The organism is Thalassobium sp. R2A62, assembly GCF_000161835.1.
GTDB lineage: Bacteria > Pseudomonadota > Alphaproteobacteria > Rhodobacterales > Rhodobacteraceae > Thalassobium.
On the sequence record NZ_GG697169.2, the window covers coordinates 3,114,030 to 3,130,324 of the forward strand.

Genomic DNA, 16,295 nt, shown 5'->3' on the forward strand with positions numbered 1-16,295 from the left:
CCACTTACACTGCGACCGCAGTATCTTCTTCTTCATCTTCTGGATCTGTGCCGGTGTCTCCGGTTTCCTCACCAGCGTCTTCTTCCTCGGCTCCGTCGTCCGTTTCCTCAGAATCGTCCGCGGTCTCGGTGTCGTCTTCTTCACCACCTGCGCCGTCATCTGTTTCCGTGTCGTCGGTTCCTGTATCTTCCGTCTCGTCGTCACCTTCATCATCCGCCGCATCAGAAGATGCCAAAACTTCGGTGGTCGTGGTGACTTCGGCATCCACAACCACAAGGGGGTCCGCGTTGATAGCGCCCGTTGTGGATTCGACGTTGCCGTCTGCGTCCAGCGTATCGACAGTGCTGCCCAAGCCAATCACCGCAAGACGGGTGTAGCCGGCAGCTTCTTCTTCCTCGATGGAATTAATCTTCCTCGATGGAATTAAACTGTGTCGGATCGAACGCTTCATCGCTTTCAGATGTGGTCAGATACATTGTTTCGGTTGTTGTGATCTCCGAGCCATTGGTGACAGTCTCGGTCAATGTGACAACATGGACGTTGCCCTCGAACTCATCTGGCAATTCGATGTTCAGCGCATCTTCGGGTTCGGTCAGATCGATCGTGCCACTACGCGCATTTTCGACCTCGAGCGCCTCGGCCGTGATGTTCAGGTTGATCGTGTCATCACCTTCACCGCCGTCGACATTCGCACCAAAACCTACGTTGATTGTATCGTCGCCTTCTTCGCCCCGTACATTCAAAGCAAGCGCCGATGCTTCGTCTGCTTGGATGGTATCGTCGCCGGTCGTACCAATCACATCGGTCGACATCGCCAGGTCAATCGTGCTGACGGTGCCTTCGTCATCGGTGATCGTGGCGACACCAGGATCTGTTGTCTCGTCGTCGCCGCGCTCAGATCCCAGAATTTTTCCGAAATCGAGATCAAAAAAGCTGTTGGCAAGGCCAAGGACCATAAAGGCCAGCACGCCATATTCAAAAACACCAAACCCAGTCACGACACTCTCCTAGACAGTAATAGAATTTGTAAGTGGTGCGAGAGATGCGCGCGCGAGCCAAATCATGCTTGGTCTTGCACCATGATTGACGAGTATTCAGAAACATCGACGGCATTAAGGCGCAATTGTTTCAAATTCGCGCCACCCGCTCGATAAAATTACCCCAGATCAGGTGATTTGCCCCCAAAAGATGCCCAGATTCGCATGGTATTTTCGTCGGGCGTTATGTCGCAACGCCCTGTTTTGGTGGAATCCGGCGACTAAGCCCTTAAAAATAAACTCTTTGAGCGCGCCAAAGACGCACTGTGGATAACTTTCGATGCCTGTTGCGGCAGCGATAACCGTCTGCTACATCGCCCCTGATTTGTGGCTCATGCTGTTGTTTGGGCTAGGTACAACGCCGGAACGAGACGCATATACGCGTCTGGGACAGGCCTAGACATCGGAAGGGTGGACGTGTCCGAACCAGCTTCGATTTCAACAAGCATCGCTGATCGCTATGCGTCGGCAGTGTTTGATCTTGCCAAAGATGGCAAAAAGCTCAAAGCGCTAGAGACTGATGTAGACGCATTGGGCGCTGCTCTGGACGACAGTTCAGATTTTGCAGACCTAATCTCGTCGCCAATCTACGGCCGCGACGCACAAGGCGCCGCGATCACCGCGATTGCCAAGAAAATGGAACTCTCACCTATTGTTTCAAACACCCTCGCGCTGATGGCGCAAAAGGGTCGTTTGTTTGTTCTGCCCCAGTTGGTTGAACAGCTGCGTGAAAAGATCGCAGAAGAAAAAGGTGAAGTCACCGCAGACGTGACCGCAGCCAAGGCATTGACTAAGGCGCAGTCGGACAAGCTGGCCAAGACGCTCAAAGAGCAGATCGGCAAGACTGTCAAAATCAATACGACCGTTGATGAATCCCTCATCGGCGGTCTTATCGTGAAAGTGGGCTCGAAGATGATCGACACGTCGATCCGCTCCAAGCTCGACGCACTCCAAAACACCATGAAAGAGGTCGGATAATGGCGATCCAAGCTGCAGAAATCTCTGCGATCCTTAAGGACCAGATTAAAAACTTTGGCAAAGAAGCTGAAGTGGCCGAAGTGGGCCGCGTTCTCTCAGTGGGCGACGGTATCGCCCGCGTATACGGTCTGGACAATGTTCAGGCCGGTGAGATGGTTGAATTCCCCGGCGGTATTCAGGGCATGGCCTTGAATCTCGAGAGCGACAACGTCGGTGTTGTTATCTTCGGTTCTGACCGCGACATTAAAGAAGGTGACACTGTTAAGCGCACCAACTCGATCGTGGACGTTCCTGCTGGCGAAGCATTGCTCGGTCGTGTTGTTGACGGTCTGGGCAACCCGCTGGACGGCAAAGGCCCGATCAAAACCAAGACACGCCGCGTTGCTGACGTAAAAGCGCCTGGCATTATCCCACGTAAATCGGTTCACGAGCCGATGGCGACGGGCCTCAAATCTGTTGACGCGATGATCCCAGTTGGCCGTGGCCAGCGCGAGCTGATCATCGGCGACCGTCAGATTGGTAAAACAGCGATCGCGCTCGATGCAATCCTGAACCAAAAATCCTACAACGATGCCGCCAAGAGCGACAGCGACAAGCTGTACTGTGTCTATGTAGCGATCGGTCAAAAGCGTTCGACTGTTGCTCAGCTTGTTAAAAAGCTCGAAGAGACAGGCGCGATTGAGTATTCGATCGTTGTGGCCGCGACTGCGTCCGACCCTGCTCCGATGCAGTTCCTTGCACCATACGCAGCGACTGCGATGGCCGAAGAATTCCGCGACAACGGCAAGCACGCTCTCATCGTATATGATGACCTGACAAAACAGGCTGTGTCTTACCGTCAGATGTCTTTGCTTCTGCGTCGCCCACCCGGACGTGAAGCTTATCCTGGTGACGTTTTCTATCTTCACTCTCGCCTGCTCGAGCGTTCGTGCAAGCTGAACGAAGATTACGGTTCTGGCTCGCTCACAGCGCTGCCGATCATTGAAACACAGGGCGGCGACGTGTCGGCGTTTATTCCGACAAACGTGATTTCGATCACAGACGGTCAGATCTTCCTCGAATCCGAGCTGTTCTATCAGGGTATCCGCCCTGCTGTGAACACAGGTTTGTCGGTGTCTCGTGTTGGTTCGTCCGCTCAGACAAACGCGATGAAATCTGTTGCTGGTCCGGTTAAGCTCGAGCTTGCTCAGTACCGCGAGATGGCAGCGTTTGCTCAGTTTGGTTCCGATCTTGATGCCGCAACTCAGCAGTTACTGAACCGGGGTGCACGTCTGACCGAGTTGATGAAACAGCCACAGTACGCACCGCTGACAAACGCCGAAATCGTTTGCGTGATCTACGCGGGCACCAAAGGCTACCTCGACAAAGTTGACGTGAACCGCGTTGGCGAATTCGAAGCTGGTCTTCTGGCGCACCTGCGCGGCAAGCACGCTGATGTTCTGGACTTCATCACAAACGAAGATCCAAAGATCAAAGGCGACGCCGAAGACAAGATCAAATCGGCACTCGACGCTTTCGCCAAAGATTTCGCGTAAGGGGACGTAGGCAATGCCAAGTCTCAAGGATCTCAAAACTCGGATCGAGTCGGTCAAATCGACCCGCAAGATCACGAAGGCCATGCAGATGGTCGCGGCGGCTAAACTCCGCCGCGCCCAAGAAGCTGCCGAAGCCTCGCGTCCCTATACAGAGCGTTTTAATGCTGTGATGGGTGCGCTGGCCTCAAGTGTTGGTACCGGTGAGGGCGCGCCCAAACTGTTGTCCGGCACAGGTGTGGACAACACGCATCTCTTGGTCGTTATGACCTCCGAGCGTGGTTTGTGCGGTGGCTTTAACGGTAACATCGCGAAATTGGTGCGTGCCAAGGCGAACGAATTGACCGCTGCAGGCAAGACCGTTAAGGTTTTGACTGTTGGCAAAAAGGGCCGCGACGCGCTCAAGCGTGACTTCGGCGACATGTTCGTCGGCCACGTCGACCTGACCGAAGTCAAGCGCGTGGGCTATACCGACGCACAGGGCATCGCCAAGGACGTTCTGGCTCGCTTTGATGCGGGTGAGTACGACGTCGCTACGTTGTTCTATTCCAAGTTCGTCAACGTTGTGACCCAGATCCCAACGGCGCAACAGGTTATCCCGGCTTCGTTTGAAGAAGCTGAAGATGCCAGCGTATCGGCGATGTACGACTATGAACCCAGCGAAGAGGCAATCCTTGCCGATCTTCTGCCGCGCGGTGTGGCCACGGCCATTTTCTCGGCGCTGCTAGAGAACGGTGCATCCGAACAGGGTGCACGGATGTCTGCGATGGACAACGCCACACGCAACGCGGGCGAGATGATCGATAAACTGACTGTTGAGTTTAACCGCTCGCGTCAGGCCGTCATCACGAACGAGCTGATTGAAATTATCTCGGGCGCTGAAGCGCTCTAAGACCGAACCGGAGAAACAACATGGCAAAAGCAAAAGCAGCCACCGGCAAAATCACTCAGGTGATTGGCGCCGTTGTGGACGTGCAGTTCGAGGGCGACCTGCCGGAAATCCTCAACTCGCTGAACACTGACAACAACGGCAAAAAGCTGGTTCTCGAGGTTGCACAGCACCTCGGTGAGAACACAGTTCGCGCCATTGCGATGGACTCGACCGAAGGTCTGGTTCGTGGTCAAGCTGTCACCGACACAGGTGGCCCAATCACAGTTCCAGTGGGCAACGCCACACTGGGCCGCATCCTGAACGTTGTGGGCGAGCCCGTCGACGAAGGCGCACCTGTCAAAGCTGACGAGCACCGCTCGATCCACGCTGACGCACCTGAGTTCGCCGAGCAGTCGACTGAATCGGTTGTTCTGGAAACAGGCATCAAAGTTATCGACCTTCTCGCGCCTTACGCGAAGGGTGGTAAAATTGGCCTCTTCGGTGGTGCGGGTGTTGGTAAAACAGTTCTCATCATGGAATTGATCAACAACATCGCCAAAGTGCACTCTGGCTTCTCCGTATTTGCGGGTGTGGGCGAGCGTACACGTGAAGGTAACGACCTTTACCACGAGATGATCGAATCCGGCGTTATCGTTCCTGATAACCTCGTCGACTCCAAAGTTGCACTGGTCTACGGCCAGATGAACGAACCTCCCGGTGCGCGTATGCGTGTGGCCCTGACAGGTCTGACACTGGCCGAGCAGTTCCGCGACCAGTCCGGTACAGACGTTCTGTTTTTCGTCGACAACATCTTCCGCTTTACTCAGGCGGGTTCCGAGGTGTCTGCGCTTTTGGGTCGTATCCCATCCGCGGTGGGCTACCAGCCAACACTGGCCACAGACATGGGCCAGATGCAGGAACGCATTACGTCGACCAAGTCCGGCTCGATCACATCGGTTCAGGCCGTGTACGTGCCTGCGGACGACCTCACCGACCCAGCACCAGCGACATCGTTTGCGCACCTCGACGCGACAACCGTTCTCAACCGTGCGATTTCGGAAAAGGGTATCTACCCTGCGGTTGACCCGCTCGACTCGACATCGCGCCTGATGGACCCGTCCATTGTTGGTGCCGAGCACTATCAGGTTGCACGTGACGTCCAAGGTATCCTTCAGCGCTACAAATCGCTGCAGGACATCATCGCCATTCTCGGCATGGACGAATTGTCCGAGGACGACAAATTGACTGTGGCACGCGCCCGTAAGATCGAGCGTTTCTTGTCCCAGCCGTTTGACGTAGCAAAGGTCTTTACCGGTTCTGACGGTAAGCAGGTGCCTCTGGCAGACACAATCACGTCGTTCAAAGCTGTTGTTGCTGGCGAATACGATCACCTGCCCGAGGGCGCCTTCTACATGGTTGGCGGCATCGACGAAGTGATCGCAAAAGCCGAGCAAATGGCCGCAGACGCGGCGTAAGGAGCCGATATGGCAGACACCATGCAATTCAGCCTTGTAAGCCCCGAGCGCGCTCTTGCGTCGCTCGAGGTGACCGAGGTTCAGATCCCTGGCGCTGACGGTGATATGACAGCGATGCCAAACCACGCACCGGTCATCACGACCCTGCGCCCTGGCGTTCTGCGTGTTGTCCATGCGGGTGGGACAGACGAATATATCGTGTCCGGCGGCTTTGCTGAAATGAGCAGCGAGGGCTTGTCGGTTTTGGCCGAGCAGGCCTTGCCTCGCGGTGAAGTCACCCAAGAGCATTTTGATGCGATGGTGGCCGAAGCCCGTGCAGCGGTAGAAGCAGCTAAATCTGGCGACGGTTTTGACAACCAGCCTGGTCCCGTCGATGACGCGGCTAAACTGTTGTCAGACATGGTCGCAATGGGTGGTGATATGGGGTTGTCTAACAACAACTGATCCACCGGACATTTTGATTTCTGCAAAAGGCCGTGGTATCAACCGCGGCCTTTTGTCATTTTTAGCCCAATTTGCGCCAAATTCCCGAATTATGCAGGGGGTCCACGTGTTAGGTCATTTTGAATGAAGCGACTACAAAACCACTATGTTGGTGCCGATCAAGGCGAAGTTATTATGTTTTCGGATTTCGAGAACAATGGCGAGATGTGGACCGGCACCGGTGACCGCTCGGCGACACAAGAGGTCAAGTTTTCCGAGAGCTTTAGAACCCCGCCGATTGCCCAAGTGTTTATGACCATGTGGGACTTTGACGGCACGACCAATACCCGTGGCGACATCCGTGCCGTGGACGTGATGAACGATGGCTTTAAGATCGAGTTCCAGACATGGGGCGACACAAGCGTTGCCCGATTGCGGGTCGGCTGGACAGCCATTGGTGAACTGCGTCATGCCGATGAGTGAGATCTCTACTAACGCCTAGATAGACCATGCATGAAAAAGGCGGCGTGACCCTTGGGTCAACACCGCCTGTTTTCTCTTTAGGTTGTGCGCTTATTCAGCGGCGTACAAACCTTCGTAGATTGGACCCAATGTCTTGTGATTGAACAGCGATGAGACAGATGTGCCGCTCCATGTGTTCAGGATCGCTTGGGCGAACATGGGTGCGGTTGGCACGATACGGATATTATGGGCGTCAGCGACCGCTTGGGTCGGCTTAATCGTATCGGTGATCACAAGGCTCTTCATCGCTGAGTTTGTGATTCGCTCAATGGCAGGGCCCGACAGAACACCGTGTGTGATGTAGGAATGAACTTCCTTTGCGCCGTTCTCCATCAGGACTTCAGCAGCTTTGCATAGGGTGCCAGCCGTATCCACGATGTCATCGACGATGATACAAACGCGGTCACTGACATCACCGATCACGGTCATCTCAGCGACTTCACCGGGTTTGCCGCGACGCTTGTCGACGATCGACAGCGGCGCATTGATCCGTTGGGCCAGATCACGAGCACGGGCCACACCACCAACGTCTGGTGATACGACCATCAAGTCATCCATTTGGTCGCGAAAATGATGTTTTGCATCCAGTGCATAGATCGGCGACGCATAGAGATTGTCGACCGGAATATCGAAAAAGCCTTGGATCTGGGTCGCATGCAAATCGAGCGTCAGAACCCGTTCGATGCCAGCCTCGACAATCATGTTTGACACAAGCTTGGCTGTGATTGGTGTGCGCGCCTTCGAGCGGCGATCCTGACGGGCATACCCAAAGTAAGGGATCACAGCAGTGATGCGTGCGGCTGACGAGCGGCGCAGCGCGTCTGCGATGATCAGCAGTTCCATGAGGTTGTCATTGGCGGGGTTTGATGTGGGCTGGACGATGTACATGTCCTCACCGCGGACGTTCTCGTAAACCTCGACAAAGACCTCTCCGTCGTTGAATCGTTCGACCCGTGCATCGCACAATTCGACGTTCATTCCACGGTGCATCGACATCCGTCGCGCGACCGCTTTTGCCAATGGTTGATTTGCGTTGCCCGCAATCAGTTTTGGTTCAAGAACATTTGCCATCGTATGTGGTCCCCAAGCAGCGCCATGTCACAGAATCGTAACGTTGACACCGCCTAGCACACGGATAGGGTCTCGCAAAGAAATCTGAACCTAAAGGTGGGCAAATGGCACATATTGATTACTACTTTGCGACACTCTCGCCCTTTACGTATATGGCGGGCACGCGGCTCGAAGAAATCGCAGGCGAATGTGGCGCAACAATCGCGTACAAGCCACTGGACGTGGCGGCCCTGTTTGGTCGCACGGGCGGCACACCACCAAAAGACAGACACCCCAATCGTCAGGAATACCGCCTGCAAGATATGCGCCGCCAAGCCAGTCTCGTTGGTCTGCCGATCAACCTGAAACCAGCGTTTTGGCCTACCAACCCTGCGCCATCGTCCTACGCGATCATCGCGGCGGCAAATGGCGGTGGCGGCGACATGGGCGTCCTCGTTCATGCAATTACGCGCGCGGTCTGGGCCGAAGATCGTGACATCTCCCAAGACGACGTTATCCGCGACTGCCTGAGCAAAGCGGGCTTTGACCCAGCGTTGGCTGATGCGGATATGCTTGGTTCGGCCGAAACCTATGCGGCCAACCTCGAAGAGGCCGTTTCATGCGGTGCCTTTGGTGTGCCGTTCTATATCACCGAAACCGACGAGCGGTTCTGGGGCCAGGATCGTCTGGGCGATCTGCACGCACACCTCATGGACAACCTCTAAGCGTTGACGACGATACCAACAGTCTTTGTGCACCCTGCGCTGGCCCATGCGGGCATATGGCGTGGGGTGTGCGCCTATATGGCGTTGGCTGAGCGTCCGGTCTTGGTCGACCTACTGGGACATGGGCGGGCGGGCGATTGGGACGGGCAAGCTGACTATTCAGACGTGGCTCTCGCGGCGCTCTTGGCCGTTTTACCGGATGAACCCTGCCATCTGATTGGCCATTCGCTGGGGGGCGCGCTTTCCCTTCGCTTGGCTCTGGAACACCCTGACCGCATCGCACGGCTTAGCCTCATTGAACCGGTGCTGTTTGCAGCGGCTGCTGGAACTCAGGCGCACCGTGACCATCTGACGTTTTTTGCACCATTCCAAGAGGCCTTTGAGGCGGGTGACCGCGAAACGCCAACGCGTCAATTCACGGCACATTGGGGCAGTGGAGAAAACTGGGACAAATTGCCTGCACCACAGCGCGCCTATCTGACCGACCGCATTCACATCATTCCGGCGACGGGGGCATTCTTGGAACAGGACCGCTCGCAGTTGCTTGGGGCAGGGCGGCTAGAGGCGCTGGCCATACCAACGACGCTGATCCGCGGCTCGGCTTCGCCTGCGATCGTTGGGGCTATTCACTGCGGACTCTTGGGACGGTCGTCAATGACCGAGCTGCTGATCGACGGTGCGGCGCATATGATGTCGGTGACCCACCCTGCCGAATTGGCAGCGGCGTTGGCCTAGATCAATCGCCGCGCACGAGCGCTAGGTATTGGTCGATGTCCGCATCCTTGGCTGACCAATCACAAACAATCCGCGCCAGCAGAGGCTCGTCTGGATCGTCGCCTTCTAGCGAGCCGGACATGATGTAATAGACCGCACCTGCGTCATTCAGCCGTTGATGTGCTGACCGCGGGAAAGTTGCGAACAGCAAATTGCTCTGCGCAGGAAAGACCAAATCGGCATGCGGGATCGCCCGTAGGCCGTCAGCCATGCGCGCGCCTGCACGGTTGGCAGAGGTCGCCATATCGGTCCATAGCCCGTCCGTCAGGTAGGCCTCGACCTGTGCAGACAAATAGCGGTGCTTGGAAAACAGATGCGCACCCCGTTTGCGGCGCAGCTCGAATTCCCACGCTTGTTTTCGGTCAAACAGAACGACGATCTCAACACCCATCAGTCCGTTCTTGGTGCCGCCAAAGCTCACCACGTCGATGCCGGCCTTCCATGTCATTTCTGCAGGGCTGCAGCCCAACGCAACCATCGCATTGGTGAAACGCGCCCCGTCCAGATGCGTAGGCAGACCGTAGTCCTTTGCGACCGTTGTCAGCGCCGTCAGTTCATCAACTGAATAGACGGTGCCCTTTTCGGTGACTTGGGTGATCGACACAGGCCCACGTTGGGGGCCGTGCACTCCGCGCACTTCTTCGGCCACGATGGCTGCACGCAATGTGTCTGGCGTCATTTTGCCATTCTCGCCTTCGACCAGCGACAGTTTCGCCCCGCCAGAATAGAACTCGGGTGCGTTGCATTCGTCTTCGTGGATGTGGGCCACGCGGTGACAAAAGACGGTCTCATAGGGTTGGCATTGGGTGGCTAGGATCAAAGAGTTCGCAGCCGTTCCTGTTGCAACCAAAAAGACAGCTGCATCTGGTGCTTCAAAGATCTCGCGGACCTGAGCACGCACACGGTTCATGATTTCGTCGTTGCCGTATGGCATCGCATAGCCTGTGTTGGCATCGTTCAGGGCCTGCATCACCTTGGGGTGAACTGGGCCTGCATTGTCAGAGGCAAAAAACATCAGGTCGGCTCCTCGATTACATAGTCTTCCCAATCATCCTCATGGATGTCCATTTCGGATTCCGTAATGCCTTGGGCCGAAACGCCTGCATCATGGACCGATTGGGCATTGCCGGAAATCAGAGGGTGCCATGGAAACAGTGGGCGGCCCTCGTAGATCAACCGGTAGGCGCAGGTGTCGGGCATCCAATACATATGATCGGGCAGCGACTTGGGTGTCAATTGGATGCACTCAGGCACAAATTGGTGGCGAATTTCGTACTGGCTGCAATGGCAGCTTGTGTCATCCAGCAGGCGGCACGCGATACGGGTCAGAACCACGTGGCCAGTGTCTTCGTCCTCGAGTTTGTTCAAACAGCATTTACCGCAGCCGTCGCACAGCGCTTCCCATTCGGTGGCTGTCATCTTTTCCGTCGGAACATGCGCCCAAAACTCGCGCCTTACCGAAGAGCGGTTGATTGGGTCAGACATCTGACAAGATCTCTCTTGCTTTGATGCAATCGGCGCCCATCTGCGTGATCAGCGCGTCGAGACTGTCAAAGTTCTCTTCGCCGCGAAGAAATTCAACCAACGCAACCGAGATGCGTGAGCCATATAGATCCCCTTGGAAATCAAAGAGGAAGTTCTCGCAGTTTGGCGTGTTCACACCGAACATCGGACGCACGCCAATCGAGGCGGCCCCGTCATAGGTGCCGACATGTGCGCCATCCAAGACATCAACCTTGATCGCGTAGACCCCGAACATTGGCTGGTGCAGCCCGTCAATCGACACGTTCGCAGTGGGATACCCCAGCTCGCGACCGCGTTGGTCGCCGCGAATAACCTCGCCCTCGATCCGGTGCCAATGCCCTAGCATTGCGGCGGCATCTTGGGGGCGTCCCTCGGTCAGTGCCGCACGAATATTGGTCGAAGACACCTCGCCAACGGGGGTCGAAATCATGTCGGAAATTGTCACGCCAAAACCCATCTCGGCACCATAGGCCGCAAGCGTCTTTGCGTCTCCTGTCCGCCCTTTGCCAAACCGGAAATCGGCACCGACGACCACATGAGACACGCCCATTCCATCAACCAAAATCTGGCGGGCAAAATCACGGTCGCTCAGTTCGGCTAGTGCGGTGGTGAAACTAATCTCGTAGAGCCGGTCAACACCCAGTTTGCTCAGGCGGCGCGCCTTGGCATCCGCATTCATCAAACGAAATGGATCCAGTGTTTTGCCGTGCTGTCGCGCAAAAAATTCGCGGGGGTGCGGCTCAAAGGTCATCACACCCAAGGGCACGCCTGCTGCCGCCGAACTGGTCTGCTTTAGAACCGCTTGGTGTCCCAAATGAACGCCGTCGAAATTACCGATCGCCACAGCGGCGCCGCGGTCGTCAGGGGGCAGAAATGAGGTGTCACGAATGATGCGCATGAGGTTGGGTAACGTCCATCGCGCGGGCCTTCAAGGGGGCGTACGCGCTCAGTCGAACTTGCGGCTCGGGGCCAGCACGGTTGCTTCACCGACCAAGACCTTTTTCCCGTCGACCAAACACCGTGTATCCATTTTCACGCGGCGCTTGGAATGATCGATATCTGTGACTTCGACTTCGGCCAGAACCATGTCACCCGGTCGGACCGGACCCAGAAATTTCAGGCTCTGACCCAGATATACAGTGCCATGGCCGGGCAGTTGTTCCCCAATCACAGCAGAGACAAGACCAGCAGTCAGCATACCGTGCGCAATCCGGCCTTCAAAAATCGTGTCATTGGCATAGTCGTCATCGAGGTGCACAGGATTCCGATCGGTCGAAACTTCGGCAAATAGCTCAATATCGTGATCGGTCACAACTTTGCGCAGCGAACGGGTCATCCCGATCTCGATGTCTTCGATACAGATCGTGCCACGGGGCATATTGTCGAGCATGTCGCGCCTCATAAGGTAACAAATAACCGCCATTACGTTCGTATTTGTAACTTAATTACTTTGCAGTTGCAGAAAAAGCAACGGCAAAGAGGGTCAGCGCAGGTGACCTATTGTAAAGGTAACAACCATCTTTTCCGCATCTAAATAAGCGCTTAGCGCGTCTGGATCTGGCTGGCGGTCAGTTTTTGTTTCCGCAGAAGCGAGACCGCCCGAGATAAACAGCGAATCGAGATCTTCGCTCAAGGCACCGGCAATGTCGGTGATGATGCCATCGCCGATACAGATGATGCGGTCGTCTGAAATCGATTTCCCAAGGGATGCAAGCCGTCGCCGCGCCAAATCATAGATAGGCGGGTGGGGTTTGCCAAAATACAGGCTTTCACCGCCCATTTCGGTATAGAGAGCCGCCAATGCGCCAGCACACCATTCGCGCGTCTCTCCGCGATCAACCACAATGTCAGGGTTCGCGCACAACAGCTTGAGCCCCTTTTCCTTGGCATAAAGAAATTCGGGGCGGTTGATGTCCGGTTCGGCCATTGGATCAAATGGACCACAGCACACAATGCCTTCGGCCTGAACCAACGGGACCTGCTGAATGTTCGCGGGCTCTTTGATGATTGTGAGCGGCTTGAAGAAGTCATCGTCGCGTGGGCTTTCGCCCATGAACCAGATCTTTTCACCCACAACACCGCGGCACATCGCAGATCGGGCGCTGTCGCCTGAGGTTGCAATCACGTCATACGCGTCGTCTGGAACGCCCATACCGGCAATTTGGGTTGCGACACTGTCCCGAGGGCGCGGGGAATTGGTGACCAGCACCACAACACCGCCAGAGGCGCGAAAGTCTTGCATCGCCTGAACAGCCGCAGGGTGGGCTGTGATGCCGTTGTGGATACAGCCCCATAGATCGACAAAGGCCGCGTCATAGTTTGCAGAAATCTCAGAGAAATGCTCGATGATCTGGGTCATAGGACGCGCCTTTTAGAATGAGAAACGCCCCGTGCGGTGATGCAGGGGGCGCGAATTGGTTTAGACTTTGAGGTTCGGGATGATCTGCTTTTTGCGGCTCATCACGCCAGGCAGAACAACACTGTCGGCTGACACTGTCGCGTCAAAGCTCTTTTCCGCTACGCCCTTGGTCAGGTCGTTCGGGATCAGCATGGTTGCTTCTTCGTTCAGGATGTCGACGACAAACAGCAGAACCTGATCAACGCCGTCCTCGGCCGCCACGGTTGTCATCGTCTCCATCAGCGACGCTTTGCGGTCCAGAACGATCGCTGGCGCTGTTGTTTCTAGAACCGAGACGCGGAATTTGGTGTCACCAACAGCGTATTCTTTGGAATCCATCCGTAGCAATTCAGCGTCCGAGAATGCCGATACGTCAGATTTGGCAGCGAACATTTCGTCTGCATAGGCCGTCAGATCGAGGTCCAGCTCTTTGGCCAGTCCATGTGCCAACGCTTCGTCGGTCTGGGTTGTCGTCGGTGAGCGAAAGCCCAATGTGTCGGACAAAATGCACGACAGAACAGCACCTTTGATGTCGGTTGGCATCTGTGCCACGTCTTTGCCCATCAGTTCGTACATGATGGTGGCCGTACAGGCGAGCGGACGGATCGTGATGTCGATCGGGCCTTTGGTCTCGAGACCGCCGACCAGTTTGTGGTGGTCGATGATCGCCTGAACATCAGCATTGTTGATGTTCGTAGGCAGTTCCGCAGGGTTGTTTGTATCGACGATCACACAAGGCTCGTCATCTGCGACGTCGGCGATGATCACAGGTTTGTCGAACTTCCAACGGTCCAGCACAAAGGCGGCTTCGGTGTTCGGCTCGCCCAGCAAAACGGGTGTCGCCGGCGTGCCTTTGATCTGGTTCAGGTACCATGACCAGATAATAGCAGAGCCTGTCGTGTCGGTGTCGGGGGCCTTGTGGCCAAATACTTTGATCATTTTCAACTTTTCCGTCGCGGATAGGGGTGTCTTTTCAAGCCGCCTTATAGGAAGGTCGTTGCAGCTTGTCACGGGGGCGAAGAGGCACGCATGGCTGGTATGCGAGAAGCAGATTTATATGCACCAATCAAGGCGTTCCTGACGCGCCAAGGGTATGACGTCAAAGGCGAGATCGGCGCCGCAGACGTCATGGCGCTGCGTGATGGCGAACCGCCCGTGATTGTTGAGCTCAAGGTAGGGTTTTCGCTGACGCTGTTTCATCAGGCGATCACGCGGCTTGCGCTGACTGATTTGGTTTATATCGCGGTGTTCAAACCCAAAGGAAAACGCGCGCTCAAAGATAACGTGGCGATGGCGCGCAGGTTAGGGGTCGGCGTGCTGACCGTGCGCGAACGGGATGGCGCGGTCGAGGCGCAATGCGATCCGGGCCCCTACGCGCCGCGCAAGAACAAGAAAAAGCAGAGGCAGATGCTACGCGAATTTGAGCGTCGCGTTGGCGACCCGAACGAAGGCGGCGCAACCCGCCACGGCATCATCACCGCCTACCGGCAGGACGCGATCCGCTGTGCGCGGTTTCTCGCTGTGCATGGTGCCAGCAAAGGGGCCAAAGTCGCGGAATGGACCGAGGTCCCCCATGCCACCCGCATCATGCGCGACGATCACTACGGTTGGTTCACCAAGGTGAGCAAAGGTATCTATGATCTGTCTGAACAGGGCCGCACAGGGTTAGGGGACTACGGGGATGTCACCGTCTAGGCGGCAATTGTTCACAACAGCAGCCGCAAGGCTGCCCCTAGGATCGCCGCAACCATCAACACCTGAATGATGCCCCAATGCAGCCGGAACACCAAAAAGCAGCTTAGACCAAACAGAAACAGCGCCAACCATTCGACCGATGCGAAATCGGGCACCCACAGCGTGACAGGCCCCAGCTGCGTCCGGTTCACGTTTTGAAACAGGACGTGCAGCGCGAACCAAATCGACAGGTTCAGGATAACCCCCACAACGGCCGCAGTGATCGCCTTTAGCGCCCCTTTGAGCCTCGGTTGGGCCGAAATCCATTCGATGTAAGGGGCGCCTGCGAAAATCCACAAAAAGCATGGGGCAAAGGTCACCCATAGCGCAACAATCGCGGCGGACGCACCCAACAGAAACCCACCTTCTTTGAAACCTGCCAAAAATCCAACGAACTGCGTCACGAGGATCAGCGGCCCGGGCGTTGTTTCCGCCAACCCTAGAGCGTCGACCATCTCGCCTGCGGTCAGCCATCCGAATTGCACTACGACGTCTTGGGCCATGTAGGCCAGAACCGCGTATGCGCCGCCAAACGTCACCACGGCTAGCGTTGAGAAAAACTTGCCCACTTCGACCAGAATATCAGGCGCGCCCCATTGGGCGAGAGCCAGCAAAGGCAGCAACCAAATCGCGAGCCAGCTGACAACAGTGCCCGTCGTTTTGCCGACCGAGACATGCGTCATGTCGACGTCCGTGTGTTCGTGGCGCCGGGTTCCGTAGAACCACCCAAAGAGCCCCGCAATCAAGACGATCAACGGATAGGGTACGGATAAAAAGAAGATCCCGACAAACGCGGCCGCGGCAATGACCCAATGCAGGTTCTCCGACAGCGCTTTTTTGGCCACACGAAACAGCGCCTCGACCACGATCACCAAAACCGCAGCTTTGATGCCGTAGAGCAGGGCTTCGACCAATGGCACGTTGCCAAAGGCCCCGTAGATCGCCGCGAGCGCCATGATGACAAACGCACCGGGGATCACAAACAAAAGGCCGGCGATCAATCCGCCCAATGTGCCGTGCAGCCGCCAACCTGCGTAGGTCGCCAGTTGCATCGCCTCTGGTCCGGGCAGCAGCATGCAGAAACTCAATGCGTTAAGGTACTGTTGCTCGGACAACCATTGACGGTCTTCGACGACTTCTTTGTGCATCAATGCAATTTGCGCGGCTGGGCCGCCAAAGGACAGGATGCCGATTTTCCACCAAACTCGCGTTGCTTCGCCCAACGTCGGTGCTGAGTTAGAATGAGCCATAT

The 16,295-nt window shown here is 56.0% G+C and carries 19 protein-coding genes; 9 read left to right on the plus strand and 10 right to left on the minus strand.

The window, feature by feature from the left end:
• Positions 1-4: 4 nt before the first annotated feature.
• Both TR2A62_RS15495 and TR2A62_RS15500 read right to left on the minus strand, forming a co-directional pair.
• On the minus strand, positions 5-451 hold the full coding sequence (locus TR2A62_RS15495; RefSeq protein ID WP_150103507.1) for a hypothetical protein: 447 nt from the start codon (positions 449-451) through the stop codon (positions 5-7).
• Positions 405-998: a hypothetical protein gene (locus tag TR2A62_RS15500; RefSeq protein WP_009158513.1), complete on the minus strand. Its 594-nt coding sequence runs from the start codon at positions 996-998 to the stop codon at positions 405-407. The genes TR2A62_RS15495 and TR2A62_RS15500 overlap by 47 nt, the downstream gene beginning before the upstream one ends.
• Positions 999-1,454: 456 nt before the next feature.
• Between TR2A62_RS15500 and TR2A62_RS15505 the strand changes: the two genes are divergently transcribed.
• The 6 genes from TR2A62_RS15505 (at position 1,455) to TR2A62_RS15530 (ending at position 6,799) form a co-directional block, all read left to right on the plus strand.
• The gene (locus TR2A62_RS15505; protein WP_083791115.1) at positions 1,455-2,015 is read left to right on the plus strand and encodes a F0F1 ATP synthase subunit delta; all 561 of its coding nucleotides are present in this window, start codon (positions 1,455-1,457) and stop codon (positions 2,013-2,015) included.
• Positions 2,015-3,550 (plus strand): F0F1 ATP synthase subunit alpha, encoded by a 1,536-nt coding sequence (gene atpA, locus TR2A62_RS15510; RefSeq protein ID WP_009158501.1) that lies wholly within the window; start codon positions 2,015-2,017, stop codon positions 3,548-3,550. The genes TR2A62_RS15505 and atpA overlap by 1 nt, the downstream gene beginning before the upstream one ends.
• Before the next feature lie 13 nt (positions 3,551-3,563).
• Positions 3,564-4,439 (plus strand): F0F1 ATP synthase subunit gamma, encoded by an 876-nt coding sequence (locus TR2A62_RS15515; RefSeq protein WP_009159752.1) that lies wholly within the window; start codon positions 3,564-3,566, stop codon positions 4,437-4,439.
• A 20-nt stretch (positions 4,440-4,459) separates the two neighbouring features.
• Positions 4,460-5,893: a F0F1 ATP synthase subunit beta gene (atpD, locus tag TR2A62_RS15520; RefSeq protein WP_009160060.1), complete on the plus strand. Its 1,434-nt coding sequence runs from the start codon at positions 4,460-4,462 to the stop codon at positions 5,891-5,893.
• A gap of 9 nt (positions 5,894-5,902) precedes the next feature.
• Entirely contained in the window at positions 5,903-6,337 is a 435-nt protein-coding gene (locus tag TR2A62_RS15525; protein WP_009157691.1) for a F0F1 ATP synthase subunit epsilon, read from the plus strand.
• 123 nt (positions 6,338-6,460) lie between these two features.
• Positions 6,461-6,799: an H-type lectin domain-containing protein gene (locus TR2A62_RS15530; protein ID WP_009158550.1), complete on the plus strand. Its 339-nt coding sequence runs from the start codon at positions 6,461-6,463 to the stop codon at positions 6,797-6,799.
• A 90-nt stretch (positions 6,800-6,889) separates the two neighbouring features.
• On the opposite strand, the gene TR2A62_RS15535 is transcribed toward TR2A62_RS15530, so the two are convergent.
• Positions 6,890-7,909 (minus strand): ribose-phosphate pyrophosphokinase, encoded by a 1,020-nt coding sequence (locus TR2A62_RS15535; RefSeq protein ID WP_009159099.1) that lies wholly within the window; start codon positions 7,907-7,909, stop codon positions 6,890-6,892.
• 104 nt (positions 7,910-8,013) lie between these two features.
• On the opposite strand from TR2A62_RS15535, the gene TR2A62_RS15540 reads away from it, so the two are divergent.
• Together TR2A62_RS15540 and TR2A62_RS15545 are read left to right on the plus strand one after the other, a co-directional pair.
• Positions 8,014-8,613 carry a 2-hydroxychromene-2-carboxylate isomerase gene (locus tag TR2A62_RS15540; RefSeq protein WP_009160054.1) on the plus strand — a complete coding sequence of 200 codons (600 nt, stop codon included), beginning with the start codon at positions 8,014-8,016 and terminating at the stop codon, positions 8,611-8,613.
• Between the two features lie 3 nt (positions 8,614-8,616).
• Entirely contained in the window at positions 8,617-9,348 is a 732-nt protein-coding gene (locus tag TR2A62_RS15545; RefSeq protein WP_040820855.1) for an alpha/beta fold hydrolase, read from the plus strand.
• Position 9,349: 1 nt separating this feature from the next.
• Here TR2A62_RS15545 and TR2A62_RS15550 read toward each other — a convergent pair whose 3' ends face one another.
• The 6 genes from TR2A62_RS15550 to TR2A62_RS15575 form a co-directional block, all read right to left on the minus strand.
• A complete protein-coding gene (locus TR2A62_RS15550) occupies positions 9,350-10,402 on the minus strand; it encodes a low specificity L-threonine aldolase (RefSeq protein WP_009157389.1) in 1,053 nt (350 codons plus the stop codon).
• On the minus strand, positions 10,402-10,872 hold the full coding sequence (locus TR2A62_RS15555; protein ID WP_009157711.1) for a YcgN family cysteine cluster protein: 471 nt from the start codon (positions 10,870-10,872) through the stop codon (positions 10,402-10,404). Before TR2A62_RS15555 ends, TR2A62_RS15550 begins: the two co-directional genes overlap by 1 nt.
• Positions 10,865-11,809, minus strand: coding sequence for a bifunctional riboflavin kinase/FAD synthetase (locus TR2A62_RS15560; protein WP_009159685.1), 945 nt, complete (start codon positions 11,807-11,809; stop codon positions 10,865-10,867). Before TR2A62_RS15560 ends, TR2A62_RS15555 begins: the two co-directional genes overlap by 8 nt.
• A gap of 48 nt (positions 11,810-11,857) precedes the next feature.
• A complete protein-coding gene (locus TR2A62_RS15565; protein WP_009159263.1) occupies positions 11,858-12,301 on the minus strand; it encodes a MaoC family dehydratase in 444 nt (147 codons plus the stop codon).
• Positions 12,302-12,394: 93 nt separating this feature from the next.
• Positions 12,395-13,270 (minus strand): TIGR01459 family HAD-type hydrolase, encoded by an 876-nt coding sequence (locus TR2A62_RS15570; RefSeq protein ID WP_009158437.1) that lies wholly within the window; start codon positions 13,268-13,270, stop codon positions 12,395-12,397.
• Between the two features lie 60 nt (positions 13,271-13,330).
• Positions 13,331-14,248, minus strand: a complete 918-nt coding sequence (locus TR2A62_RS15575) for a manganese-dependent inorganic pyrophosphatase (RefSeq protein WP_009159459.1) — start codon at positions 14,246-14,248, stop codon at positions 13,331-13,333.
• Between the two features lie 90 nt (positions 14,249-14,338).
• Here TR2A62_RS15575 and TR2A62_RS15580 point away from each other — a divergent pair, with 90 nt between their 5' ends.
• The gene (locus TR2A62_RS15580; RefSeq protein WP_009158387.1) at positions 14,339-15,004 is read left to right on the plus strand and encodes a DUF2161 domain-containing phosphodiesterase; all 666 of its coding nucleotides are present in this window, start codon (positions 14,339-14,341) and stop codon (positions 15,002-15,004) included.
• 11 nt (positions 15,005-15,015) lie between these two features.
• Here the strand turns inward: TR2A62_RS15580 and chrA are convergent, their stop codons facing one another.
• Complete coding sequence (gene chrA, locus TR2A62_RS15585; protein WP_009160605.1) at positions 15,016-16,293, minus strand: chromate efflux transporter; 1,278 nt, start codon at positions 16,291-16,293, stop codon at positions 15,016-15,018.
• Positions 16,294-16,295: the final 2 nt, after the last annotated feature.